Here is a 24,341-nt window from a genome sequence, read left to right as displayed (position 1 = left end):
TACTGCAGCTTGTATTCATACCATCACAGGGGCAAGCGCACAATTGCACCCGATCATTTCCTTCAAGCAGACTGGAAATAATGCTTTCCGCTGACTAAAACGCAAAACCCTCACATTGCACGTCGTGATGGATCCCACTCACAGGGTCAATGAAACGTAAACGCTGTGCCATCAACTTAAGAGGCGTCGCAAACTTATCCGGCCCTTTGGGTAATAAGCTTGGATAAAATCTGTCGTTTAACAATGGCATACCTAAGCTTTGCATATGCACCCGCAACTGGTGGGTTTTGCCGGTAATCGGGCTCAAGTGGAACAAACCAAGATCGCCTTTTATGGCCACTAGGCTGATTTCGGAATGGGTATTCGCCTCGCCTTCTACGATTTTCATGGTAAAACTCGGGTCGCTCGGCTGCATGCGGTTTCTCACCGTCCAATGCAGGGGTAACGTTAAGCTTCCCTGTTGATATTGCTGAATAATTTCAGGTGTCAGCTTGGCAATCGCTTGATAGTCTTTACGAATAGCATCGTCGATAAATAATTGATGATAAAGGGCGCGGGTTTCGGGAGCGACTGTCATCAAGATCACCCCTGCGGTTTCACGATCAAGCCTATGAGCAGGCGCGATAGTGTCTATGCCGGTGCGTAATCTCAGTCTATGTACCAGACATTCGTTCACATAATTACCGCTTGGAGTCACAGGTAAAAAGTGTGGCTTATAGGCCAAAATGACATTGTCATCTTGGAATAGGATCTGTTCTTCAAAGGGAATTTTCGCTTCGACCGGCACTTCACGGTAGTAATACACCCGTGCTGCAGGACGATATTCGGTGTCCAAGGCGATCAAACTGCCATCGCGCCAATGCACTTTTCCGTCGAGGATTCGCTGACGCCACACATCTTCACCTATGCGGACAAAATGCTGCGTGAGAAAGGCAAACACTGTGGGTATATCTGTGACATTCACAGGAAGCACTATGTAAGAAGGTTGGGCGGCGCGGGCAGATGCAGTCATATCACAAAAAAAGCGGCTATAGAAAGCCGCTATTCTAGCCTTTTTGTGGTTTTTCAGTCCACATGGGACTTGATAAGTTGCAGCACGAAATCCAATGTTTTGTGGCAATCGGGCTGATTAACTAACACTAATTTGTCTTTATTATACATAGGTAAAACCTCGAGCCAGCGCTGGCTTACCCAAGCCGCATCTTCTAAATGCACTTGAGAATAGAGCTCAAACAGATCGGGATTCACCTCATAAAACTGCTCTAATGCAGCGCTTATTAGCTCAAATTCACCTTTAATCGGCTCTTCTTGCCAGTTACGGCAGGGTAAAGTGCGCGCCATCCATAACTTATCTTTGGCCTGCGCCGCCGAGAGGATGCTGACGCGCTGGCGCCCTTCGAGCACTATGCTGAGTGAATCGTCTTCTAGCTGATTAAAATCGATAATGTCGCACTGGGTGGCGGTGGGATAACAGGGCGGACTGCCGCGGGGTCTGATGGTGGCAAAGGCGAGCGCATATTTTCCTTTAAAGACATCGGCCACCATGCGCAGATGACCGGGGTCGACCACACGAACTTCTACCCGTCCCTGTGGCAGCAACAAGGCATCGCGCATGAGTAACGCCATTTCTCGTGTTTGCATAGCAACCTCCTGCCCCTCAAATAGAAGGAAACGAACATCAATGCATTCGTATTCCCTATTACCTTAGAGTGTAGCAGGTGGAATAATTTCCTTCCTGAAGCCCTTGAGTGCAAAATAAATTAGCGACCCAACAATGTTAAATCAGGGCATTTCAAACCCGTCATTTCAAACCAGCCATTTTAAAGCCCGTTTTCTGGATCACCTCACTTAAAACTAAAAGCACTCTAGTCGCTCCAGCACATTTCCCTTAGCAACAACCTCGGCAAACTCCTCGGCCAGACGTTCACTCAAGGCAACCGCTGTTCGCCAATATTGCATCCGCTGCGCCGTATCCAGTTGTTTAAAATCTTCGCGGTCGGGGATTTTGCCAAAGGGCAATGAAGCCACAAATTCGGCCGTTGGCGCCAACACGAGTGCATTGTGATAATTGGCTCGACCTTGGCGCCACTTCAAGGATTTATCGAACCATCCTGGGCTGATCGTCGGATAGAAATGCGGATACAGCGTCAAGCCAGTAGCGTGGGATAAAGGCAAGTCGAAGTGATAGTCGGTAATGCCGCCATCGTAATATTGCCCATCGGCAACGCCCTCAATTTGCGGCACTGGGGCTAGCAATAACGGAATCGACCCCGTTGCTAACATCACTGCATCGACATTGGCCTCGGTTAATTCGGCCTGCTGACTGGGTAAATCATTGAGCTGCAAAAAGGGGGATGCTACAGCTTGTTGACTAAAGACCACACGTTCAAAATGCCAGCCTAAACTTCGGCGGCTCAATAAGTTGGTCGCCGCCGTCATCACCAGTCCGGCAGCGAGAGGTAACTTAGCCGTTAAACGATTTAAATGTTTGCCGCGGCACACTACTAAATGACTGTGAATATGAGCGTTATTGACGATCTCACTACCACCACTGGCGCCTAAAATCCCCTGCACTACGCCTTTAACTTGTGCACTGACTTCCTGCGGGGTTGGCATGCTGTCGTAACGCTGACCAATATAAAAATCCTCTAAGCGGCCATAGGCTGCGAGGGGATCTTGCTGCGCCAAACACGCTAAACGCCACGCCCCTGAAGACGCGCCGAGTGTATAAAGCGGCGTTTGTCTGGCTTTGAAAAACTCAGAAAACAGATACTTATCTAACCCAGCGATACCAAGCCATTTGGGTCCACCAGAGGCGGCAAGTAGCTGGGTAAAATGTTCAGATTTCAGACCTTGTTCTGCCAAGGTATTAAATGCCGTTGCTCCCGCGAGAAATCGTAACGCTGACAAATCTGTGTTCCTTCAAATCAATGCCATCAAAGCGAAATAGCGCATTAAACCACGATGGCGCACGTCAATAAACAATTCATATCATCGACTTAACTCGCCAAAACACCCAAAGCACATCTGCCGATAACAAGGTTTCATCCATATATTCAACTGCATTTTAAACATTAACTAGAACACTCGGCTCTGAGTTAGCACATTTATGTCTAGATGTAACAATTGTTACAGTGATAACCTTCGCCACATTGAATTGTTACGTTATCTTTAATCTGCACTCCTAAGTTCGAGTACCGGGTTACAAACATCATTGAGAGGTTTTTATGCGCCTAGGGATTATCGCATTGGCAGTGTCATCCACACTGGCCATTCCAGCTGTTCAAGCCGAAGAGCAACAGCCTGGCTTCGAGAAAATCGAAATCATAGGTTCACGCATAGCGCTGCGCACGGCAACTGACAGTGTTGCCCCTGTAGACATTATCACCGCCGAGCAGCTCGAATCGACCGGCATGACTGAAACCGCTAAAGCACTGCAATTTGCCGCGCCAAGCTACAGCTTCCCATTTTCCTCAGTGACTGACGGTTCAGATGCGGTGCGCCCCGCGAGTTTGCGCGGCCTGTCACCCGACCACACCTTAGTACTCGTTAACGGCAAACGTCGTCACGGCTCAGCGCTAGTGCATTTAAGTGGCACTGTGGGTAAAGGTTCATCTAACGTCGACTTAAACGCTATCCCTATGACAGCTATTAAGCGTATCGAAATTCTGCGTGATGGTGCCTCGGCGCAATACGGCTCGGATGCAATTGCCGGCGTCATCAACGTGGTGCTAAAGGACAGCGATCAAGGCGGTAGCATCTCGGCTCAAGCAGGACAAACCTACATAGGTGATGGCGAGCAATGGCGTGTGGGTGTAAACCACGGCATCAGTTTAAGTGACGATGGCTTTGTGAATGTCTCCCTAGAGGCCCATCATAAAGACAGCACTAACCGCGCCGGATTGGACCCTCGTCAACAGTATGAAAAATTACCCGATGGCTCAGCCGATCCCCGCGAAGCCACATTCAACCGTAAGAGTCACCAGGTCGGCGATGCCGAATATGACAACTTAGGTCTATTCATCAACGCTGCCCAGCCCCTCACAAAAGATGGCAAACTCTATGCGTTTGGTGGCATCAGCCAACGTGAGACTAAGTCAGGCGCCTTTTACCGCCGTGCACTCGACGCCCGTAACTTAACCGAAATCTATCCAGACGGTTTCTTGCCGAAAATCAATCCTAAAATTATCGATGCTTCCTTAGTGCTGGGGTATGAATTCAGCCTAGGCGAGTGGAATATCGATACTTCGGCTGGTCATGGCGAAAACTCGTTTAACTACAATATTGTTAATACCTTAAACGCCTCTTTAGGCCCAGATAGCCCAAACGAGTTTGACGCGGGCACACTCACGACCCGTGAAACCAATCTTAATATTGATGCTTCGCGCTACTTTGCCTTTGCCAATGACTCTGAAATCCTGTTTGCGACGGGTGTGTCGTGGCGCCAAAACGGCTATCAAATTGAAGCGGGCGAAACGGGTTCATACATCAATGGGGGTTACGACAACCGCGCTGCAGGCAGCCAAGGTTTCACCGGTTTTACCCCTGAGTCGCAAGTGGATGAAACCCGTGATAACACTGGCGTTTATATGGAACTCGAGAACCAGTTAACCAATGAGTTTTACTGGGCGGCGGCGCTGCGTTATGAAAACTATTCTGACTTTGGTGGCAACACCAGTTGGAAATTAGCGGGCCGTTACGACTTCACCGATAACTTGGCCCTGCGCGGTACCATCAACACGGGCTTTAGAGCGCCGAGCGTACAACAACTGTACTTCAGCAATATCTCGACGCTGTTTAATCCCGATCCTGTGACTGGCCAGCTGGTGCCTATTGAGTCAGGCACTTTCAACACCCTATCGCCAGTGACCAAAGCACTGGGTATTAATGAGTTAGATCCCGAACTATCCCAATCATTTAGCTTAGGCTTGGTGTACACCAATGACACGGGCTTAGCACTGACATTAGATGCATATCAAATCTCCATCGATGATCGCATTATTCTGTCGAGCTCAGTGACGCCTAATGATTCGCCCGCCGTAGCGGCCGCGTTAGCGGGCACCAATGCAGAATCGGCGCGCTTCTTTATCAACGCCGTCGATACCCGCACCCGTGGCGTAGACCTTGTAGTGAGCCAAGATTTTGATATCGGCTCTTGGGGTGATTTACGGGCTAACTTAGCCTATGCCTACAATAAGACTGAAATCCAAGATATTCATTTCCCACAAATTTTAGATGGGTTAGGCAAAAAGCTATTCGATAGCATAGAACAAACTCGCATGACCTCGGCGACGCCGCATAACACAGGTAACTTGGGCTTGACCCATGAGCTAGGCGACTTTAAGACCAATATTCGCCTCAGCTACTTTGGTGATTACACTGTTGGCTACGCCACGGGTGATGTGAATTACAGCGATCAATGGGTGATGGATCTGTCGGTGAGATACACGGCAACCGATGCGCTAAGTTTTACCGCTGGAGTACAAAACCTGTTTGATGTGTATCCCGAAAAAACACCCGCGATTAACAGCAACAACGGCATTTTCGTCTACCCATTAACCAACACCCCGTTTGGTTTTAATGGTGGCTATTACTTCTTAGAAGCTAAATACACTTACTAAGCGAGTCTTAGCGAACAAAGTGACAATTGATATAGAAACAGGCCATGCTACGGCCTGTTTTTTTATGTCTAAAGCTTATGTCCTAACGGCGACTATCTGATTATAATCTTTACAATTCACTCATTCACATCCGCCATGTCGAGTAACCGATGATCGTCGATACCTTAGCAAACCGCCATATTTATCAATCCCTAAGCCCTCGGCTTGCCACAGCACTAGAACATCTTGCCACCACAGACTTTAGTCAGCTGCCCGTGGGCAATTATCCCCTCGATGGCGACAACATTTTTGTGATAGTCAACGACTACCACACTAAGCATAAATCGACAGAACCCTTTGAAGTACATCAAAAATATATCGATGTGCAATATGTGTTCAGCGGTGAAGAAGAATTTGGTTACTTGCCACTAGCGGGCCAAACACCCTCAAAACCCTATTTTGACAAACACGATTACGCCGAGTTTGATTACGAGGTAAACAAAGCCAATGCCTCTTTTGTGCAACTCAAAGCGGGTATGTTTGCGCTATTTTTCCCCGGTGACATGCATATGCCTGGCACGGGCGATATCGCCACTGCAGTGCGTAAAGTCGTGATAAAAGTAAAGATCTAACCCTTAAGCAATCTTTGTCGAACCTCAGCTCGGGATTTTTAGCGTTATAGCGTCTTAAGCGCGCAGTGATATGCGCTTTGGCTATTTCCGATCCGAGCCAAATATTGCTAAAATTGCCACAAATTTAAAGGAGAGTCCCTGAAATGCCTATTTACGTTGTCGGTCACAAGATCCCCGATTCTGATTCAATCTGCGGTGCTATCGCGTTAGCCTATTTAAAAAACCAAATCGGTGAAGAAGCCATTGCCGCACGTTTAGGTGAATTGTCACCCGAAACCGCTTTTATTCTGGAACGTTTCGGCTTCGATGCACCGGAATACAAAACCAGCTACGCTGGCGAGCAAGTGTATATCGTTGACCATTCAGAACTGACTCAAGCACCGGATGATATCGCCCAAGCGACCATCGTCGGGATTGTCGATCACCACAAGCTTGGCGATCTGACCACAGATACCCCGTTAGAATGCTGGATCCGCCCAGTGGGGTGCAGCAACACAGTGATCAAGATGATGTTCGACTTTTACCAAGTCGCTATCCCTAAAAATATCGCTGGCATCATGATGTGCGCCATTCTGAGCGATACCGTGATTTTCAAATCACCGACTTGTACCACTGCCGATATTCGTTGCGTTGAAGCCTTAGCTGAAATCGCTGGCGTTGAAGATTTCAAAGAACTGGGCATGGAAATGTTCAAAGTGAAATCAGCAGTACAAGGCACGCCAGCACGCGACCTCGTTATGCGTGACTTTAAAGACTTCAACATGAACGGTAACTTAGTCGGTATCGGCCAGTTAGAAGTCATCGACCTGTCAGTATTTGACGATATCAAGGCCGAGTTAGAAGCCGATATCAAAGCACTGAAAGTGGAAGGCAATCGCCACAGCGTATTGTTACTGCTGACTGACATTATGAAAGAAGGCTCAGAGCTGTTAATCGTGTCTGACGATAGCGACCTGACCCAACGCGCCTACGGTAAAGATACCGTCGATGGCAAAGTCTGGTTAGACGGCGTATTAAGCCGTAAAAAACAAGTCGTTCCACAGCTACAAGCGGCATTCGCATAGTCGTTTTATCGTCGCGACAATACTGACATTAAGGCCGAACTGAGTTCGGCCTTTTTTATATTTCAGGTAAAAGCTAATAACCCCTGCGTTACACTTATTCACCGCCGCTAACTAAAACTGGCATGAAACTTTGCTCATAAATCTATCCAGCCAGATAAATTGGCGAGTATGATGGGCAAATTGTCCCACTGATTCGATCACTTTTATCCATGCCAGAAGCGCTACAACATATCATCACCGAACTCACCCCTTGGCTGCAGCAATACGGCTATATGCTGCTATTTATCGCGATTGCTGTCGAGGGTTTTGGCATTCCAGCGCCGGGGCAATCCTTATTGATTGTCGCCAGTTTATTAGCTGCTGCAGGGCAAATGTCACTGCCATTGGTGTTGATCGTCGCAGCTTGCGCTGCACTCTGCGGTAACAGTTTGGGATATTTTATCGGTTGGCGCTTTGGTGATGTGTTGCTTAAAAAGGGCTGGATAAAGCCACAATTGGAAGACAAAATCCATGGCGTTATTGCCCAATATGGCATTGCCGCTTTAGTGCTGAGTCGTTTTGTTGAGGGATTAAAACAATTTATGTTTATCGGCTGCGGCTTAGCTAAAATGCCGCTAAAGCAATTTGTGATAGGTAATGCCCTAGCCACCAGCATTTGGGTGGCACTTTTTGGGTTAGGCCCAGTGTTAATCCGCGATGAAATTGCTCCTATGCTGGCATTTTACCACCAGCACAAATACCCCACATGGGCCATTGTCAGCCTAATACTCGCCGCGCTAATCACTTTTACTTGGCGCAAGTGGCAAACAAAAAATCCGCAGTAAGCGATTTAGGATCTATTCTTCCGATTCCTTTTGGATTATCTCTATCACCTTATGAGCCTTAACAAAATGATCTAAGCGATGAGTTTGAATCCACCAAGTCGCCGCTTCCATAAGCAACTCTGGATCATCATTTTTGTTCGCAAAGAAGGCGTAAAATGAGACACCGACATTATCGCCTTTAGTCTCAATTTTTTTATGACAAACCGTGATGATTTTTGCTCTTAACTCAGATCTCATATTGACTCATAAAGTTTATTGACCAGCTTATTATTTATTTCCAATGACATACAACACTAGATGTATATACCTATTGCTTTCTAAGCTCAGCCAATTTTGGTTTCAAGAAAATGCCCTGAGGGCTCTGCATAGCAAGTAACATCACTAGCTGAATTCGACATGCTTCTAGCGCTACCGATCACTTTATGCCTTCAGTCTCAACCTTAGGTTGAGGCTCTGCGCCATCATTTGGCTTGGCCTCTGGTTTTAATTCTAGTTCTGGCGCTTTGATTGGAGCGGGCGGTGCCTCAGTAACGGCAGACTTAGCTTGTTCCTGTGATACGTTTGGCTCCTGCAATGGTGCATTGACCTCAGGCGTCGGTGAACCTTGTTCTTCAGGTAAGGGCTCGACAATCATCACCGGCTCTTGTGGCACAGGCGCTTCACCTTGTGTGGATGTTGCAGCTTCTGACTCTGGGGCTAAAGTACCGAGATCTTGGTTGGCGGGACTTTCCACCGCATGTTTAGGTAATTGATTTCGATACAAATCAATCATACTCATCACTTCAGACAAGGCTTTGGCATGATCCGGCGTAAGAATACCATTGTGTCCTGAGACGATTTCATCTGACACCGCCAGCACCCACACGGCCTGCATATTGGCATCGGGACAGGTTTGCACGGTACGACGGGCCTGCAGACGAGCACGAATTTTCCAACCAGAATGGGGCAAGGTCATCATACAGCCAGGGATTTGATCGTGCGCCATCAAAGCCGACGGCATCTTCATTGGCGTAGTGCAATTGCCACCTGAGCATTTGTCGATATCGTGGGTAATAGCCCAAGAATTACCAACGGCGCGCTCGCCATCCTTGATGTAATTGAAGGCTTCTTTCACCGCGAAATCGCCCTTCGACTGCAATACCACCATACTTGGTTTTTGCCTATCTAAGCTCACCAAGGTATCGAGTGGCTGGTACTCCTTCGCGGGCACGGCAGGGTTTAACAGTAAGAATAAATTGGGATTATCCTGCTGATGATCGATAGCAGCCTTGATGCGGTCTTTGCTGGCATGTAAAACAACAGCCCCGCCAAGGCTATGACCAATTACGGTATAACGCAGCAGTTTATGCTCTGTCACTAAGCCATCTAGCTTATCAAGCAGTTGAGATAAACCTAATTGACCTATGCGTTTAGCAACCCGTTTACGCTGTAAAATGGTAGGAAAATCTAAAGGTTCAATCCAGCTTTTCGCATCATCTGAGCCATCGATCCAGAAGGGATCGTATTTATCGCCGCGCCAGCCAATATACAAACCCAATAAGTTGCGCTGCGTATCGGACGCCGCCATCTGCTGATAAAACTGCTCGAAGGCGATAAAGTTTTCATCTTTAGGCTCTGCACTATGGTGCCAGCCGTGGACAAAGATCAATAGTTCAGGGATTTGAGCAGGCTCAGGCTGGGATATGCGCGCCTCTAAACCTTGCCATTGCCTTTCGTCATGGGGCTGACCTTGATCGTTAAACTCAATCACATGGAAGTTTTGCTTCGCGATATCTGGGCCGGGAATGTGGTAAGCCTGATCTGGAATAAAAGGGAGTAAGACACAAAGCGACAACAACATTAAAAACAGTAACTTGTACTGGGTAAACTTTTTCAGGCTCATTTATAACAACATAATTAACGGCCAAGCTAGGCCAAAATAGACGTGCTGAAAGGGGCTAACAGCAAAAGTGCCGAAATTATACGCTAACCCCATTAACCCAGCTAGTGCCTAAATAGCTTTTCACCACAGCTTATGAGCTGATTTAACGCCAAGTATCAGGCAGCGTAACTTGGCTCCACAGCTCTTTACATAGCGGCTGACTATCGTGCCAATCGCCGCCATCAATCCATTTAACCAGCGCATCCCCAACCTGAGGATAGGCAATCGGATTTGGTGATGCGGTTTTCAGCCAGCGCTTAACGACATTCACATCGAGACTCATCATGCTGTCTGCGGCCGCCAAAAGTTGCAGCGCCGCCACATTCGATAATTGCTCAAACTGGCCAATCAGTGGTTTCACTAACAGCTTTTTACCTAAGGTTAATGCTTCGCTGGCAAGCTCAAAGCCCGCATTGCCTATCACACCGCCGCAGCTGGCAAGATGTTGCTTAAAGCCATCACGATTAAAGCCGTGCCACTTAATGTGTTCCGCAACTTGTCCCTTAGGCTGTTGGCTGTGATACACCCAAAACTGATAGTCACTGAAATGCGACAGGAAACGAGCAATCACATCCGCATCCTCAAATGGCAAATACACTAAGATTTGATGCGTGTGTTCGAATGGGCTGGCATCCACTTCGACAAAAGGCGGCAAGATAGGAAAACCAAAGTGGTGCCAATGACAACCCAGCGCCACATCCACAGGGGCAAAGTTATTGAGCAGCATTTCATTAAACCAAGTGCTACCGAGTTTCGGCACTGGGTGAGTCAACGCCGCCTGATGGCTAATGCCAATGGATGGCACGCCTTGGCGCCGCGCCGCCCAAGCCGATACTGGTTCAAAGTCGTTGAGCACGAGATCGTAGCAACTGAGATCTAAGGCTTTAATATCTTTAAATAACGACAATGACAGATTCTGCCGAACCGTTTGCGGCACATTCACACGCCCAGAGTGAGTCGCAAACGTCATGCCCGCTTGTACGCGATAATCGCCAAAACATTCCATATCGAAAAACTGATCAGGCTTACGCCCCGAAAATAAAAAGTCCACTTCAATATCTTGTTTCATCAGTGCTTTAGCCATGACGCGTGCACGACTTAAGTGGCCATTCCCTGTGCCTTGAACTCCGTAGAGTATTCGCATTACGTATCCTTAAACTGATGAGTGAAGGAGAATTCCAACTAATGAGATGAAATGATTAACGTGCGCTTGCTTGAATTAAATCACCGGATGAACCAGTAATACCGCCCCGCTCCCCAATGAGGCTCCCGCCAAAATATCTAAGGGATAATGCACGCCGAGTGCGATACGTGAGCCCCCTATGCTAAAAGCCCATAAAAACGCGATAGGAGCCGCTGCGGGGGAAACTTGCGCCACACTCGTTGCCATCACAAAGGCTGCGGCCGTATGACCCGAAGGTAAACTGAAGCGATCAGATGGCTCAAAACTACTCTCGAATCCCACTAGCGCATGGCAGGGTCGTGTACGGCGAATGCAATTTTTCAACAGTAAATACAGCGGCAACTCCACCAGAAAACTCGCTAACATCAAGTTGAATAAGGCCTGCCCTTGAGCGTGAGTTAGCATCAAGCCCACTGACAAATATAAATACACATGCCCATCGCCACTCGCCGATACCCGCTTTGCATGGGCATATAAACCATGACGTTGGGTGAAACTCACGATATGACAAAACATTCGCTTATCTAAGTCTGCAACGTAACTCAACATAAAACAGGCTCCTTGCTGACATGCCAGCGAGTTTTACTGCGATGTTAATCTGTGCATTCTCTCGACGACGCTTAGAGTGCTTGGTATCACGCAACCGACTCACCAAGGCCCTACTCACGATTGAATTCGTTATTTACCGTTTGCTGGCTAATTTACGGTTTACTAATGGTCAAATCCGAATCGAATTAGCTAAAGCACTATTAGATAACTTGAGACTAAGAAAGACCTGTGACGGCTAAGTGACATCTGTTCGAAGGTTTTATGACAAGAAGCATGGCTTGGGCTTTGATCTAGAAGGATTCTAGGGACGTTATGCTGGGGCTAAAGGATTTTTTCAGGAATAGCGAAGGACTGAGACAGGATATTGTGTTGCTCTAAACGTGAATTCCAAGAGCAACACAATCAAATAAACTTAGGCTGCGGCGGGAGTATTCGCCTTAGCGCGGTAAATTTTCGTCAAATGGTAAATATTAATACAAGCAACAAACGCATTCATGCCAGCCACTGGCCAAGCAGAAATAAACACCCCATAAACAACAAACAGGGTACATCCCACAAAATTCAACCATCGCAACCAAATGATATTCTTCATCATTAGAGAGATCGCCACCATTACAGAGGCAAAATAACCAATAATTTCAATCGTATTTACAGCTTCCATAGGCACCTCTCGAAGGCCCTCTACCGTCCATAAGCGTAACGGGGGGTCCATGCCCCTAAAGCAAATTAAGTTAAGTAAGTTAATTTAAACTTGGGATATAATACCAAAGCACGCAACAGAGTTGTAATAAAAAACCGTTATTTAATGACTAATATCAAGTTTTACCGCATAACTTCTAAAGTGCGACGAAAATTTACTACAGATGCGTTAACAGCCCAATGGCAACAATACCGTGATTGATAACACTTTTCTTTTCAATAATCCCTTTTATACTGGCGTAAACTCGCTAAACTGTACGCAACGCGGATCAATAGGAGTGTAAATATGGAATACAACACCTCAGAATTATGTGACATGTACTTAGATGTCGTAGATGTAGTCGAGCCCATGTTCAGTAACTACGGTGGTTGTAGCTCTTTTGGCGGTTCTATTAGCACCATCAAGTGCTTTGAAGACAACGGCCTAATCACCGAAGTCCTACAAGAGGATGGTCAAGGTAAAGTCTTACTCGTTGATGGCGGTGGCTCATTACGCCGTGCGCTGATCGATGGTGCTATCGCTGAACTTGCGGTTAGCAACAACTGGGAAGGCATTATCGTTTACGGTTCTGTACGCGATGTGGATGCATTGGAAGAGTTGGACATTGGTATTCAAGCCCTTGCCTCTATTCCAGTGGGTGCTGATGGCAATTCAGTGGGCGAAGTGGAAATTCCGGTCAATTTTGGCGGTGTGACTTTCTTACCCGGCGATCACATTTATGCTGATAACACAGGTGTGATTTTATCACCTGAACCACTCGACATTGAGTAATCTCACTGTTCAGCCAAGAAAGCCAGCTAAGCTGGCTTTTTTATTCACTATTTTCAGCGTTTCCCCATTGAATCCTTACGCCACACTGGCCACAATAGCTCGACTCCGGCCGAATAAGAATATCAATCTATGCCTGAATTTATTCCCTTTACCCATACAGATATTGCCTCATTAGTCAGCCCAAGAACCGGCGAAACTAAGTTAGGCCAATGCGTCCATCTGGCTAATCACGAACATACGTTAGAGACCATACTCGCCACTGCCAAAGCCCACGGGGCAAGCTTTGCCATTTTCGGCGTCGGTGAAGATATCGGCCCACGCGCCAACTTAGGCCGCGGCGGCGCGACCGATGCGTTCACTACCAGCATGCGCCAATGGCTCAACCTGCAATCTAATCGCTTTCTTTCTGGTGCCGAATGCCTAGTGTTAGGTCAAGTGAACACCGCCGATCTGCAGCAACAAACCGCGAGTAATACAACAGCTAACACTAACGTCACCTTAGATGAATTACGTGATGCGGTTGAGCAACTCGATGAGCGCGTGATCCGCATCGTTAGTGCAATTTTAAAGGCGGGTTTAGAACCCATACTCATCGGCGGCGGCCACAACAATGCCTATGGTTTATTGATGGCGACCTACGCCCACTATCAGCGACAAGTTGCGGCGGTGAATCTTGACCCTCATTCGGATTTTCGTCTGCTCGAAGGTCGTCACAGCGGCAATGGTTTTAGTTACGCAGCCGATCGCGGCGCCTTAGGTTGCTACCATGTACTGGGTTTACACGAGTTAAAAAACAGCGAAGCCAACCTAAGCCAACTCAGCGAATTTGGTGGTACTTGGCATAGCTTACAACAGATTTGGGTGCGCCGCGAAATCAGCCTCAGCCAAGCCTTGCTTGAGATCGCCGCCAAACTGAATGACACAGGTTTGCCCGTAGGGCTGGAGCTCGACGTCGACGCTATCGCTAAGATGCCCAGTAGCGCCTCAACGGCAGCGGGGGTGCCATTGCTAGATGCGGCGCATTATGTCAGTTATATCGCCCGCCACTGCCCTTGTACTTATTTGCATTTAGCCGAGGCTGCACCAAGTTGCCACGAAGCGGGGATTGAAGCCGGATTTAGGGATGTTGGCCAAAGCCTCAGCGAGCTTATCTACGCTTATGTGCAGGCTCGGATGCAGTTTTTGGCACAATGAGCGCCACCAGTTACCGCCAACTGGACGCTAAGCTATTCACCAAATCCTGATATTGTGGTCTAATGCCAGTCCATTTTACGTGGTCGACAAGCACTTAATCCTACGACTGTTAGGAAGTGCCTCAAGCTAAGGCATTGCAGTTAGTTTACTAGCTCGATCACAGAGTGATAGATCAAAGATTCAGCAAATGCAGGCGATGGCTTACACTCGCAACTAATACATTGCAAAACAATAGGAACACATTGATGTCTGAGGGCGAATCTAAAAGTACCCACTTTGGTTACAAAACCGTAGAGGCCGATAAAAAGGCCGAACTCGTTGCCGGCGTGTTTCATTCTGTTGCCGCTAAGTACGACATAATGAACGATGTGATGTCCTTCGGCATTCACCGTTTTTGGAAGCGTTACACCATTGAAATATCTGGCGCACGCCCTGGCATGAAAGTGCTCGATTTGGCTGGTGGCACCGGTGACTTAACCGCAAAATTCTCTCACTTAGTGGGCGATAAAGGTGAAGTGGTTTTAGCTGACATTAACGATTCCATGTTGAAAGTCGGTCGCACTAAGTTGCGCGACAAGGGCATAGTCAACAATGTCAGTTATGTGCAAGCCAACGCCGAAGCACTGCCGTTTCCCGATAACCACTTCGACATCATTACCATCGCTTTTGGTCTGCGTAACGTGACCGATAAGGATGCAGCGCTGCGTTCGATGAACCGCGTGCTTAAGCCAGGTGGCAAGTTATTAGTGCTTGAGTTTTCTAAGCCTCAGCATGAAATCATGCGCAAAGTGTATGATTTATATAGCTTCAAAGTCTTACCTAAGATGGGCGAACTCATCACTAAAGATGCCGACAGCTATGAATATCTGGCTGAATCGATTCGTATGCATCCAGATCAAGACACATTAAAGCAAATGATGGTAGATGCAGGCTTCGAGCAAGTCGACTACACCAACATGACCGACGGTATTGTCGCATTGCACCGTGGTTATAAATTCTAATGATGACGCAAGAAGTTGTGCTGCTTGTCTGCGCCGCAATTGAAACGGGCCTGAAAAAACTTCAGGCTCAAGCGGGTGACGACTATTCGCGCCAGCGCCAGTTGCATGGCAAAGTGTTCCGCATCCAATTATCGCAGCTCAGCTGGCCACTCTATTTGGTGTTTGCCAAAGAGATCCAAGTACTGAGCCGCTATGAAGGCGATATCGATGTCAGTCTGCATGCCGATGCGACCACGCTTTATCGCGTGTCCGAAGGCGCAAACCTGACTGAACTTATCAAGCAAGATAAGCTCAAGCTTGAGGGTGATCTCAATCTATTACAAAGCTTTAGCCAATATCTACGCGGTATCGAGTTTGACTTTGCCGAGCCAATTTCGCGTTATTTAGGCGATGGTCCCACCCACAAGCTCATCAGCACTGGCCATCAGGCAAAGGGTTTTGCACTCGAAGTGTTGCGTAAAACGCGCTCCCACTTAGGGCAACTCGCAGTTGAAGAGTATCGCCTCGCACCACACCCAATTGAGTTACTTCATTTTCGCGATCAAATGGATGATTTAGTTGCCGATACCCGCGCGATTGAACAACGGATTGCCCAATTAAGAGACCAAATTAAGCCATGACTCTTGCCAGTATCCGCCGTGGTTACCATGTCATCAAGACCTTGCTTCAGTACGGGTTAGATGACGTATTGCCGCCAAAGATGACACCTTGGTACTTTAAACTCGCCCGTAATAGCCTATTCTGGATCCGCAATAAGCATAAAAATAAGCCCGGTGGCGAACGCTTAAAATTGGCGATGCAGGAACTCGGCCCTGTTTATATCAAGCTTGGGCAAATGCTCTCGACCCGCCGCGATTTACTCAGCGATGAATGGGCCAGTGAATTGGCCATGCTACAGGACAAAGTGCCGCCGTTTGATGGTGCGCTCGCCCGCCAAGCGATTGAAGCTGAACTAAAAGTGCCGATTGAATCCCTATTCGATGACTTTAATGAAATACCGCTGGCCTCAGCCTCTATTTCGCAGGTGCATACCGCGACCTTAAAATCTAACGGCAAAGACGTCGTACTTAAGGTGCTACGGCCGAATGTAGAAACCAAGATTCAGGCCGATCTGCAGTTGATGTCGCAAACCGCCAAGTTGATTGAATACCTCCTCGGTGAAGGCAACCGCCTGCGCCCTGCCGAAGTGATCGAAGATTACCGCGTGACCATTTTAGGTGAGTTAAACCTTAAGCTCGAAGCCTTAAACGCAGTCAAGTTACGCAACAACTTCCTCGACTCAGATGCGCTCTATGTGCCTTATGTGTATGAAGAATTTTGCTATCCGCGCTTAATGGTGATGGAACGAATTTACGGTATTTCGGTTTCGGATATTGCCGCCCTTAAAGCGCAAGGCACCAACTTTAAGTTATTAGCTGAGCGCGGAGTAGAGCTGTTTTTCACCCAAGTGTTCCGTGATAACTTTTTCCATGCCGACATGCATCCGGGCAATATCTTTATTTCCCGCGATCACCCAGAGAACCCTTATTACATAGGGCTCGATTGCGGCATCATGGGCACACTCAGCGAAGTCGATAAACGCTATCTCGCCGAGAATTTCCTCGCCTTCTTTAATCGCGATTATCACCGAATTGCCCAGCTCTATATTGAATCAGGCTGGGTGTCGGAAAAAACCGATCTACAGGCCTTTGAACAGGCGATTAAAGTGGTGTGTGAACCTATGTTCAACAAGCCGCTCGATGAGATCTCCTTCGGCCATGTGTTGCTGGAATTATTCCGCACTGCACGCCACTTCGATATCGTGGTGCAACCGCAATTGGTATTGCTGGAAAAGACCTTACTTTATATCGAAGGCTTAGGTCGTCAGCTGTATCCGCAGTTGGATTTATGGCAAACCGCTAAACCGTTTTTAGAGCAGTGGATGGCCGACCAAGTGGGTCCTAAGGCTATGTTTAAAAAGGTATCCACAAAACTGCCATATTGGGCTGATAAACTACCAGAATTCCCTGAACTGATTTACGATAACCTTAAGTTAGGCAGGAAATTGCTGAGTTCTCAGCAACAAATGCTAGATAAGTATTTGAAATACCAGCAGCAGGCTCACAAGAGTAACTACTTGCTTATCACTTCTGCAGTTTTATTGATCTGTGGCACGTTATTGATCAATAGAGACGCTACACTATGGACCCCTTATGTTTGTCTAGTTTCAGGCATTATATTGTGGTTTGTCGGATGGCGATCTAGGCCAAAGAATCGCAAATTTTAGCTAGCACTAATTAATCATAGGTTCATAATAGAACCGATATCAATTAAGAGGATACCTTCATGGGTGGTATTAGTATTTGGCAACTTCTTATCGTTGCATTAATCGTTGTCTTGTTGTTTGGAACTAAAAAATTACGCTCTTTGGGCGGTGATTTAGGTGGTGCGGTGAAAGGCTTCAAAAACGCCATGTCTTCAGAAGAAGATAAAAAGGCATTAGAAGACACCGAAGCGGCTAAAACAGCACAAACGACTCAACAGGCGACTGAAAAGAAACCTGAGTCTAACAAAGAACAGGCGTAACTCTTTATGTTTGACGGTATCGGCTTTATGGAGCTGCTGCTGATCGGTGTTTTGGGGCTAGTGGTTCTTGGCCCCGAACGTCTACCGGTTGCGGTGCGTTCGATAACGAGTTGGATCCGTGCGATGAAACGCATGGCTAACTCGGTAAAAGAAGAACTTGAGCAGGAGCTGAAGATCGAGCAATTACATGCGGATCTTAAAAAAGCCGAGAGCAAAGGTTTATCTAACCTCTCACCTGAACTCAAAGAGTCTATTGAACAACTGAAGCAAGCGGCACAGTCGGTAAACCGTCCTTATCAAGTTCAGGATCCGGTAAAAGACACGCCTGCGCCAGAGAATCAAATACACTCTCCAGTTGCGAGCACAGTTCAAACTAGCCCAGCTCAAGCGAGCCAAGCTAATCCGACTGCCACTGTAGAGGCGAGTCCAACGTCGGCATCTCCCGCTACTCCAAGTGAGCCATCTCAGGGCGCGGATACCCGTTCTAACCCGAAAGCCAACGGATAATTCATGTCGCAACAGCAGCCACTTATCAGCCATTTGCTTGAACTTAGGTCCAAGCTGCTAAAATCCATTGCCAGCGTGTTATTAGTGTTCATTTGCAGCGTGTACTGGGCAAATGATATCTACCATTACATGGCAATACCTTTAATGCAGTCTTTACCTCTTGGTGGCAGCATGATTGCGACCGATGTCGCGGCCCCTTTCTTCGCTCCTTTTAAATTGACCCTAGTATTATCGTTTTTTGTGGCTGTGCCCTATGTGTTGTTCCAAATCTGGTCCTTTGTCGCACCAGGTTTATATAAGCATGAAAAACGTTTAGTGATGCCACTGCTATTTAGCAGTACCTTATTGTTTTATCTTGGTATCGCCTTCGCTTATTACATCGTTTTCCCCGTCGTTTTTGGCTTCTTTGCTAACAATGCGCCAGAGGGCGTTCAAGTTGCGACCGACATTACCAGTTACCTTAACTTCATTCTGAAGCTGTTCTTTGCCTTTGGTCTATCCTTTGAAATCCCTATCGCCGTTGTTTTACTATGCTGGGCGGGTGTGACAACACCTGAAGAACTTAAGCAAAAACGTCCTTATATCGTCGTAGGCGCCTTTGTGGTGGGCATGCTGTTAACTCCACCCGATGTAATTTCCCAGACTATGCTTGCCGTACCAATGCTGTTATTGTTCGAAGGCGGTTTATTAGCGGCTCGTTTCTACAGTAAGCAAGGTGACGACGAGTCAGACGAAGATAGCGAACAAACAAACGACTAACGTCCTCGATGGCGTTAGGGGAATAATATAATAAGGAACATTCTCATGCGCTTAACTCTTATGGCAGCAGCAATTATGCTGATATCAGTCCAAGCAAATGCCAGCATTGAACAGCAGTTAACCCAATGTGCAGCAACAGCCGATAAACTCGACCGCTTGATTTGCTATGACAAGCTAGCAGAAAGCGTCAAAGGCGTAACACCAGCTTTGGCGAGCACTCAAGTTGCGCCTGCGACTGTAGCAACCGTTGCAGCCCCGACTGCTGTAGCAGTAGCGGCCACCGCGCCCCAAGCGCAAGCCGCCAATATTGCCGATGACTTTGGGATGGAAGCTAAGCGCGTTCAAGAAAATACGGTCGATAAGATTTATCTGGAAGTACAGTCTATTACAGAAGATCCCTACGGTGCTATCAAGGTAACATTCACGAATGGTCAGGTATGGAAACAAACCGACGGCCGTAAGTTCAACTTAAAGCAAGGCGAAAAAGTCTACATTGAAAAAGCAGCCCTAGGCTCTTTCTTAATGGGCACTGATGAGCGCAATGCTAAGGCACGGGTAAAACGCCTAAACTAATGCCCTCATACATAGATATCGCTGTCAATTTACTTGGCAGCGCACTCGAGCCAGACACAGCATCGATAATACAAGCGGCGGCGGACCAAGGGGTTTCGCCGTTAATTGTTATTGGCAGCGATTTAACTGAAAGTGCAGCAGCCATCGCGATTTGCCAACAATATCCCAATCAACTTTATTGCACTGCTGGTGTGCATCCTCACCATGCCAGTGGCTGGCAAGCTGACTCAAGCAAGCGACAAGCCGAACTCTGCCAAGCACCGCAAGTGGTTGCCATTGGCGAATGTGGCTTAGACTACAATCGTGATTTCTCTCCTCGTCCCATCCAGCGCCAAGTATTTATTGCCCAACTCGCCTTAGCCGTTGAACTGCAAATGCCCGTGCTGATGCACGAACGCGATGCCCACCAAGACTTTATTGCTATCCTGCGGGAATATCGCCCACAGCTTAGTGGCGCGCTTTTACATTGTTTCACTGGCACTCACGCCCAAATGGAAGCCTATATCGACCTCGATTTGCATTTAGGCATTACAGGCTGGGTTTGCGATGAAAGACGTGGCCAAGAGTTAGCGCAACTCGTGCCATTTATTCCGCAGAACCGCATTTTAATCGAAACCGATAGTCCGTACTTATTACCTCGCAGCATGAGGCCTAAGCCTAAATCGAGTAAGAACAAGCCCGAATATCTCCCCTATATCGCGAGTTATATTGCAAACTTGCGCGGTGAAAATGCTGATGAGTTTGCAGCGCGTTGCTACCAGAATAGCGTTGCTTTTTTTAATTTGGACCGAGTCCATGCTTAAACGAAACTCGTCACTCATACTCTTGCTGTGGCTATGGATGTGTTCAACACCTTCATTCGCAACCCTATTAAGCATTGATGAATCAACGGCGACACCGTTAAACCTTACGCCTTGGTTGATGGTGAGCCACCCCACTTCGGCGAAGGAATTTACCGATATCCAAGCCTTGCCAAAAACGGATTGGCATAACTTCACCAATAAAGACATTCAAAAACTCAGCGGCCATGATTTTTGGCTCAGTTTCAGCTTAACCAGCCCAGACGAAACACTTTCACGGATTTTAGCGTTAGATAACCCATTGTTAGACAAAGTGACTATCTACCATTTAATCAATAATAAGCTCGCTAATACTGTGCTTATGGGCGACACCTTTCCCTATAACGAACGGCCATTTTTGAGCAATATCTTCCTGTATCCTTTTAAGCTCAACATGGATGATACCCATACTTTTTATTTGCATATTCAGACCGAAGGCAGCGCTGCAATACCGTTAAACCTCTGGTCATCTAACGACTTAGCCCAGATTGCCGAATCCACCGCCGTCGAGCATGGTTTCCAACTCGGCGTACTGGCCGCGATTGGTATCTTTAGCCTCTTTATTGCTATTGCATCGGGCTCATTCAGTTACAGCTATTATTCCGGCTATGTGCTGAGCATGACCTTGCTCGTCGCTACCATCAACGGTTTTGCCTTTCGATTCCTCTGGCCAAATTGGCCGATATTACAGCAAGTTATGGTGCCATTTTTACTGCCAATCGTTATGGCATTTGCGCTGATGTTTACCGAAAAAATATTACAGCTCAAATATTTAAACCGCCGCATGCTGCTGACTTGTCGCTATAGCGCTGTGTATATCCTATGTATTGGACTCGCCACGCCTTTTATCCAATATGGAACGGCGCTCTATATCGAGATCATTTCCGTTGCAGTGCTCAGCCTGGTACTTATGGTCTTTGCTATTACTCAAGCCATCAATGGCCATAAACTGGCACGTATGTACACTATTGGCTGGGTGAGTATGCTTACAGGAGCTTGCATCAGTAGCTTGTTGTATCTCAGCGTGATTGACCTCAATTTAAAACCGCAAACGCCTGTCATGCTCGGACTGACGTTTGAAATCATCTTTATGTCTCTGGTGCTAGCCATCCGCTATAACGATGAACGCAAAGCTAAGCTACGTATTCAGCAAGAGGCCTTGAGGCAAGCACAGAAAATTCGCAGCGCGCGGGAAGAAGCCCTAAAAGCGGAAGCCGAGAGCAATGAGAAACTCGAGCAAATGGTGCAAGAGCGCACCTTAGAACTTGAAATCACCCTCAGAGAATTGCATGAGGTAAACCAAAAGCTCACCGAACAAAGCACTATCGACAGTTTAACTGGGGTCAAAAACCGCAGTGCTTTCGATAAACGTTTGATCGCTGAAAGCCGGATCAGCCGCAGGCAAGAAACACCCATAGCCCTGTTGATGCTCGATATCGATCGCTTCAAGCTGATCAACGATAGATTCGGCCATCTTGCAGGCGATGAAGCCTTACGAACCATTGCCCAAACATTACAGCAACATTTAAAGCGGCCAACGGATCTCGTATCACGTTATGGAGGCGAGGAGTTTGCTATCATCCTGCCTAATACAACAGAAGATGGTGCACTCCAAGTCGCTGAAACGATAAGAGACGCAGTTGCCTCAATCAATTTCGAATGGGAAGGTGTAGCGATACCTTTGACTATCAGTATCGGAGTCAGTGCCGATATCGTCACTAACGATCAGCACAGCACCAAATTATTAGAACAAGCGGATAAAGCCCTCTACCAAGCGAAAAATGGTGGACGTAATCAAGTCAGCTTATTTTCATCAGTTCAAGCAGGACCAGTACCTAATTAGGAGTCAAATGTGAATATCATTACCAGTGCCTTCCCTCAGCGTAGAATGCGCCGCATGCGTAAACATGATTTTAGCCGTCGCCTCATGGCCGAAAATCATCTAACGGTCAATGACTTGATTTATCCCATGTTTGTTCTAGAGGGCACTAATCGCAGTGAAAAGATCGCCTCTATGCCAGGTATTGAACGTTACTCAATCGATTTGCTACTAAAAGAAGCTGAAGAGCTGGTTGAGTTAGGCATCCCATTAATTGCGCTCTTCCCTGTGACGCCTGCAGAGAAAAAAACCTTAATGGCAGAAGAAGCTTATAACGCCGATGCCTTAGTGCAACGTGCTGTACGTGAGCTTAAAAAAGCCTTTCCACAGCTTGGCATCATGACAGACGTAGCATTGGACCCCTTCACCACTCATGGTCAAGACGGCATCATAGATGAGACTGGCTACATCCTAAACGACATCACTACCGAGATTTTAGTGAAGCAAGCATTGTCACACGCCGAAGCCGGTGCAGACATAGTTGCACCGTCAGACATGATGGATGGCCGCATAGGCGCTATTCGCCAAGCCTTAGAAGCTGCGGGCCACGTAAACACCCAAATCATGGCTTACTCAGCAAAATACTCTTCAAGCTACTACGGCCCGTTTCGTGACGCAGTAGGCTCAGCAGGCAATCTCAAAGGCGGCAATAAACACAGCTACCAGATGGATCCTGCAAACAGTGACGAAGCTCTGCATGAAGTCGCACTTGATATTCAAGAAGGTGCTGACATGGTCATGGTTAAGCCAGGCATGCCGTATTTAGATATAGTGCACCGCGTTAAAACTGAACTTGCAGTGCCAACATTCGCCTATCAAGTCAGTGGTGAATACGCCATGCACATGGCCGCCATCCAAAATGGTTGGTTAGCCGAAAAAGCCATCGTCATGGAATCTCTACTTTGCTTTAAGCGCGCAGGCGCAGACGGTATTTTAACTTACTTCGCTAAACGTGCCGCACAGTGGCTTAAAGAAGCTTAGACCTCGCGATAGCTGTGTATCAATTGAAGAAAGCAGCCTTATGGCTGCTTTTTTGTATCTGGTCATTGATAGCTATGGGGACTAAATCAGCACATTTGGTGTTATGGAGAGAATAACGGGAGCAAAACTTACTAATGAAATGAAGAACAGGCTGAGTTTTACAAATTGCAGACGCAAAAAAGCCAGCTTATTCAGCTGGCTTCGTTACATCTCTACGAGATAATTAGGCGCTTGGCGATGACCTACTCTCACATGGGGAGACCCCACACTACCATCGGCGCGTTTGCGTTTCACTTCTGAGTTCGGGATGGGATCAGGTGGTTCCACAAGGCTATTGTCACCAAGCAAATTTTGTATTCTAGGAAATGACACTAGATTGTAATGGTGCTGATACCCAGAATCGAACTGGGGACCTCATCCTTACCAAGGATGCGCTCTACCGACTGAGCCATATCAGCAATTCTATACTAATCAATTAAGATTATAATTAAGCGCTTGGCGATGACCTACTCTCACATGGGGAGACCCCACACTACCATCGGCGCGTTTGCGTTTCACTTCTGAGTTCGGGATGGGATCAGGTGGTTCCACAAGGCTATTGTCACCAAGCAAATTCTGTTTATTACCGTGTCCATCTCTGGCTCACGCTAATAATAATTCGGAATGCTGATTTGCTTTGTTTGAGTCTTTAACTTTATCAAGTGTCGATATTCTGTCTAAGGCTTTTCGTACGACCTCCATGGATGGAGGAAGTGCTAGAAAATGTCTGGAACATTTTCAGTAAAACCCATCTGGGTTG

General features: G+C 47.2%; 24 protein-coding genes, 1 tRNA gene and 2 rRNA genes. 16 read left to right on the top strand and 11 right to left on the bottom strand.

Going from position 1 to position 24,341, the window contains the following annotated elements; translation table 11 throughout:
- Positions 1–94 precede the first annotated feature (94 nt).
- From AC5YB3_RS14225 to AC5YB3_RS14215, 3 genes are all read right to left on the bottom strand, one after another.
- Positions 95–1,012, bottom strand: coding sequence for a pseudouridine synthase (locus tag AC5YB3_RS14225; protein WP_494525557.1), 918 nt, complete (start codon positions 1,010–1,012; stop codon positions 95–97).
- 53 nt (positions 1,013–1,065) lie between these two features.
- Entirely contained in the window at positions 1,066–1,641 is a 576-nt protein-coding gene (locus AC5YB3_RS14220) for an LON peptidase substrate-binding domain-containing protein (RefSeq protein ID WP_006083313.1), read from the bottom strand.
- 213 nt (positions 1,642–1,854) lie between these two features.
- Positions 1,855–2,910 carry an alpha/beta hydrolase gene (locus AC5YB3_RS14215; RefSeq protein WP_494525556.1) on the bottom strand — a complete coding sequence of 352 codons (1,056 nt, stop codon included), beginning with the start codon at positions 2,908–2,910 and terminating at the stop codon, positions 1,855–1,857.
- A gap of 317 nt (positions 2,911–3,227) precedes the next feature.
- Between AC5YB3_RS14215 and AC5YB3_RS14210 the strand changes: the two genes are divergently transcribed.
- The 4 genes from AC5YB3_RS14210 to AC5YB3_RS14195 all read left to right on the top strand — a co-directional run bounded on the left by AC5YB3_RS14210 (position 3,228) and on the right by AC5YB3_RS14195 (position 8,120).
- Positions 3,228–5,621, top strand: a complete 2,394-nt coding sequence (locus tag AC5YB3_RS14210; RefSeq protein ID WP_494525555.1) for a TonB-dependent receptor plug domain-containing protein — start codon at positions 3,228–3,230, stop codon at positions 5,619–5,621.
- A gap of 149 nt (positions 5,622–5,770) precedes the next feature.
- A complete protein-coding gene (locus tag AC5YB3_RS14205) occupies positions 5,771–6,232 on the top strand; it encodes a NanQ anomerase/TabA/YiaL family protein (protein ID WP_107946404.1) in 462 nt (153 codons plus the stop codon).
- A 143-nt stretch (positions 6,233–6,375) separates the two neighbouring features.
- Entirely contained in the window at positions 6,376–7,296 is a 921-nt protein-coding gene (locus AC5YB3_RS14200) for a manganese-dependent inorganic pyrophosphatase (RefSeq protein ID WP_006087103.1), read from the top strand.
- Positions 7,297–7,505: 209 nt separating this feature from the next.
- Positions 7,506–8,120: a DedA family protein gene (locus AC5YB3_RS14195; protein ID WP_494525554.1), complete on the top strand. Its 615-nt coding sequence runs from the start codon at positions 7,506–7,508 to the stop codon at positions 8,118–8,120.
- A gap of 12 nt (positions 8,121–8,132) precedes the next feature.
- Here AC5YB3_RS14195 and AC5YB3_RS14190 read toward each other — a convergent pair whose 3' ends face one another.
- The 5 genes from AC5YB3_RS14190 to AC5YB3_RS14170 form a co-directional block, all read right to left on the bottom strand.
- Positions 8,133–8,357: a DUF6500 family protein gene (locus AC5YB3_RS14190; protein ID WP_494525553.1), complete on the bottom strand. Its 225-nt coding sequence runs from the start codon at positions 8,355–8,357 to the stop codon at positions 8,133–8,135.
- A 178-nt stretch (positions 8,358–8,535) separates the two neighbouring features.
- Entirely contained in the window at positions 8,536–10,002 is a 1,467-nt protein-coding gene (locus tag AC5YB3_RS14185) for a thioesterase (protein ID WP_494525552.1), read from the bottom strand.
- Between the two features lie 142 nt (positions 10,003–10,144).
- Positions 10,145–11,185, bottom strand: a complete 1,041-nt coding sequence (locus AC5YB3_RS14180) for an MJ1255/VC2487 family glycosyltransferase (protein ID WP_494525551.1) — start codon at positions 11,183–11,185, stop codon at positions 10,145–10,147.
- A gap of 75 nt (positions 11,186–11,260) precedes the next feature.
- Positions 11,261–11,773 (bottom strand): phosphatase PAP2 family protein, encoded by a 513-nt coding sequence (locus tag AC5YB3_RS14175; RefSeq protein WP_494525550.1) that lies wholly within the window; start codon positions 11,771–11,773, stop codon positions 11,261–11,263.
- Positions 11,774–12,185: 412 nt separating this feature from the next.
- Positions 12,186–12,434, bottom strand: coding sequence for a YgjV family protein (locus AC5YB3_RS14170; RefSeq protein ID WP_006083323.1), 249 nt, complete (start codon positions 12,432–12,434; stop codon positions 12,186–12,188).
- A gap of 324 nt (positions 12,435–12,758) precedes the next feature.
- Between AC5YB3_RS14170 and rraA the strand changes: the two genes are divergently transcribed.
- From rraA to hemB, 12 genes are all read left to right on the top strand, one after another.
- Positions 12,759–13,244 carry a ribonuclease E activity regulator RraA gene (gene rraA / locus AC5YB3_RS14165; RefSeq protein WP_006083324.1) on the top strand — a complete coding sequence of 162 codons (486 nt, stop codon included), beginning with the start codon at positions 12,759–12,761 and terminating at the stop codon, positions 13,242–13,244.
- Between the two features lie 129 nt (positions 13,245–13,373).
- A complete protein-coding gene (locus tag AC5YB3_RS14160) occupies positions 13,374–14,438 on the top strand; it encodes a formimidoylglutamase (protein WP_494525549.1) in 1,065 nt (354 codons plus the stop codon).
- Between the two features lie 245 nt (positions 14,439–14,683).
- Positions 14,684–15,439: a bifunctional demethylmenaquinone methyltransferase/2-methoxy-6-polyprenyl-1,4-benzoquinol methylase UbiE gene (gene ubiE, locus AC5YB3_RS14155; protein WP_126491038.1), complete on the top strand. Its 756-nt coding sequence runs from the start codon at positions 14,684–14,686 to the stop codon at positions 15,437–15,439.
- Positions 15,439–16,059 carry a ubiquinone biosynthesis accessory factor UbiJ gene (locus AC5YB3_RS14150; RefSeq protein ID WP_494525548.1) on the top strand — a complete coding sequence of 207 codons (621 nt, stop codon included), beginning with the start codon at positions 15,439–15,441 and terminating at the stop codon, positions 16,057–16,059. Before ubiE ends, AC5YB3_RS14150 begins: the two co-directional genes overlap by 1 nt.
- Entirely contained in the window at positions 16,056–17,705 is a 1,650-nt protein-coding gene (gene ubiB, locus AC5YB3_RS14145) for a ubiquinone biosynthesis regulatory protein kinase UbiB (RefSeq protein WP_494525547.1), read from the top strand. Before AC5YB3_RS14150 ends, ubiB begins: the two co-directional genes overlap by 4 nt.
- Before the next feature lie 59 nt (positions 17,706–17,764).
- Complete coding sequence (gene tatA / locus AC5YB3_RS14140; RefSeq protein ID WP_006083329.1) at positions 17,765–18,004, top strand: Sec-independent protein translocase subunit TatA; 240 nt, start codon at positions 17,765–17,767, stop codon at positions 18,002–18,004.
- 6 nt (positions 18,005–18,010) lie between these two features.
- Positions 18,011–18,511, top strand: coding sequence for a Sec-independent protein translocase protein TatB (tatB, locus tag AC5YB3_RS14135; RefSeq protein ID WP_012586614.1), 501 nt, complete (start codon positions 18,011–18,013; stop codon positions 18,509–18,511).
- A gap of 3 nt (positions 18,512–18,514) precedes the next feature.
- Positions 18,515–19,270 carry a twin-arginine translocase subunit TatC gene (tatC, locus tag AC5YB3_RS14130; protein ID WP_006083331.1) on the top strand — a complete coding sequence of 252 codons (756 nt, stop codon included), beginning with the start codon at positions 18,515–18,517 and terminating at the stop codon, positions 19,268–19,270.
- Between the two features lie 45 nt (positions 19,271–19,315).
- Positions 19,316–19,843, top strand: a complete 528-nt coding sequence (locus tag AC5YB3_RS14125) for a hypothetical protein (protein WP_413488459.1) — start codon at positions 19,316–19,318, stop codon at positions 19,841–19,843.
- Complete coding sequence (locus AC5YB3_RS14120; protein ID WP_494525546.1) at positions 19,843–20,646, top strand: TatD family hydrolase; 804 nt, start codon at positions 19,843–19,845, stop codon at positions 20,644–20,646. Before AC5YB3_RS14125 ends, AC5YB3_RS14120 begins: the two co-directional genes overlap by 1 nt.
- Positions 20,639–22,525 (top strand): sensor domain-containing diguanylate cyclase, encoded by a 1,887-nt coding sequence (locus AC5YB3_RS14115; RefSeq protein ID WP_494525545.1) that lies wholly within the window; start codon positions 20,639–20,641, stop codon positions 22,523–22,525. The genes AC5YB3_RS14120 and AC5YB3_RS14115 overlap by 8 nt, the downstream gene beginning before the upstream one ends.
- A gap of 9 nt (positions 22,526–22,534) precedes the next feature.
- Positions 22,535–23,542, top strand: a complete 1,008-nt coding sequence (gene hemB, locus AC5YB3_RS14110) for a porphobilinogen synthase (protein ID WP_494525544.1) — start codon at positions 22,535–22,537, stop codon at positions 23,540–23,542.
- A gap of 229 nt (positions 23,543–23,771) precedes the next feature.
- Here hemB and rrf (AC5YB3_RS14105) read toward each other — a convergent pair.
- The 3 genes from rrf (AC5YB3_RS14105) to rrf (AC5YB3_RS14095) form a co-directional block, all read right to left on the bottom strand.
- Positions 23,772–23,887: ribosomal RNA gene (rrf, locus tag AC5YB3_RS14105) — 5S ribosomal RNA — on the bottom strand.
- A gap of 37 nt (positions 23,888–23,924) precedes the next feature.
- Positions 23,925–24,000: transfer RNA gene (locus tag AC5YB3_RS14100), tRNA-Thr, on the bottom strand.
- A gap of 35 nt (positions 24,001–24,035) precedes the next feature.
- Positions 24,036–24,151 (bottom strand): 5S ribosomal RNA (gene rrf, locus AC5YB3_RS14095).
- Positions 24,152–24,341: the final 190 nt, after the last annotated feature.

Source organism: Shewanella sp. 1311, from assembly GCF_059338235.1.
Note: the sequence above shows the minus strand (reverse complement) of the source record. Positions and strands in the feature narration are given on the sequence as shown.

Excerpts from the sequence above, each read along its gene's own strand:
- AC5YB3_RS14120 (WP_494525546.1), top strand. The coding sequence starts at position 19,843 with ATGCCCTCATACATAGATATCGCTGTCAATTTACTTGGCAGCGCACTC.
- AC5YB3_RS14185 (WP_494525552.1), bottom strand. The coding sequence starts at position 10,002 with ATGAGCCTGAAAAAGTTTACCCAGTACAAGTTACTGTTTTTAATGTTG.
- tatA (WP_006083329.1), top strand. The coding sequence starts at position 17,765 with ATGGGTGGTATTAGTATTTGGCAACTTCTTATCGTTGCATTAATCGTT.
- AC5YB3_RS14195 (WP_494525554.1), top strand. The coding sequence starts at position 7,506 with ATGCCAGAAGCGCTACAACATATCATCACCGAACTCACCCCTTGGCTG.
- AC5YB3_RS14200 (WP_006087103.1), top strand. The coding sequence starts at position 6,376 with ATGCCTATTTACGTTGTCGGTCACAAGATCCCCGATTCTGATTCAATC.
- AC5YB3_RS14205 (WP_107946404.1), top strand. The coding sequence starts at position 5,771 with ATGATCGTCGATACCTTAGCAAACCGCCATATTTATCAATCCCTAAGC.
- AC5YB3_RS14160 (WP_494525549.1), top strand. The coding sequence starts at position 13,374 with ATGCCTGAATTTATTCCCTTTACCCATACAGATATTGCCTCATTAGTC.
- AC5YB3_RS14150 (WP_494525548.1), top strand. The coding sequence starts at position 15,439 with ATGATGACGCAAGAAGTTGTGCTGCTTGTCTGCGCCGCAATTGAAACG.
- AC5YB3_RS14190 (WP_494525553.1), bottom strand. The coding sequence starts at position 8,357 with ATGAGATCTGAGTTAAGAGCAAAAATCATCACGGTTTGTCATAAAAAA.
- AC5YB3_RS14225 (WP_494525557.1), bottom strand. The coding sequence starts at position 1,012 with ATGACTGCATCTGCCCGCGCCGCCCAACCTTCTTACATAGTGCTTCCT.
- AC5YB3_RS14115 (WP_494525545.1), top strand. The coding sequence starts at position 20,639 with ATGCTTAAACGAAACTCGTCACTCATACTCTTGCTGTGGCTATGGATG.
- AC5YB3_RS14170 (WP_006083323.1), bottom strand. The coding sequence starts at position 12,434 with ATGGAAGCTGTAAATACGATTGAAATTATTGGTTATTTTGCCTCTGTA.
- ubiB (WP_494525547.1), top strand. The coding sequence starts at position 16,056 with ATGACTCTTGCCAGTATCCGCCGTGGTTACCATGTCATCAAGACCTTG.
- rraA (WP_006083324.1), top strand. The coding sequence starts at position 12,759 with ATGGAATACAACACCTCAGAATTATGTGACATGTACTTAGATGTCGTA.
- AC5YB3_RS14125 (WP_413488459.1), top strand. The coding sequence starts at position 19,316 with ATGCGCTTAACTCTTATGGCAGCAGCAATTATGCTGATATCAGTCCAA.
- AC5YB3_RS14180 (WP_494525551.1), bottom strand. The coding sequence starts at position 11,185 with ATGCGAATACTCTACGGAGTTCAAGGCACAGGGAATGGCCACTTAAGT.
- AC5YB3_RS14220 (WP_006083313.1), bottom strand. The coding sequence starts at position 1,641 with ATGCAAACACGAGAAATGGCGTTACTCATGCGCGATGCCTTGTTGCTG.
- AC5YB3_RS14175 (WP_494525550.1), bottom strand. The coding sequence starts at position 11,773 with ATGTTGAGTTACGTTGCAGACTTAGATAAGCGAATGTTTTGTCATATC.
- ubiE (WP_126491038.1), top strand. The coding sequence starts at position 14,684 with ATGTCTGAGGGCGAATCTAAAAGTACCCACTTTGGTTACAAAACCGTA.
- tatB (WP_012586614.1), top strand. The coding sequence starts at position 18,011 with ATGTTTGACGGTATCGGCTTTATGGAGCTGCTGCTGATCGGTGTTTTG.
- tatC (WP_006083331.1), top strand. The coding sequence starts at position 18,515 with ATGTCGCAACAGCAGCCACTTATCAGCCATTTGCTTGAACTTAGGTCC.
- AC5YB3_RS14210 (WP_494525555.1), top strand. The coding sequence starts at position 3,228 with ATGCGCCTAGGGATTATCGCATTGGCAGTGTCATCCACACTGGCCATT.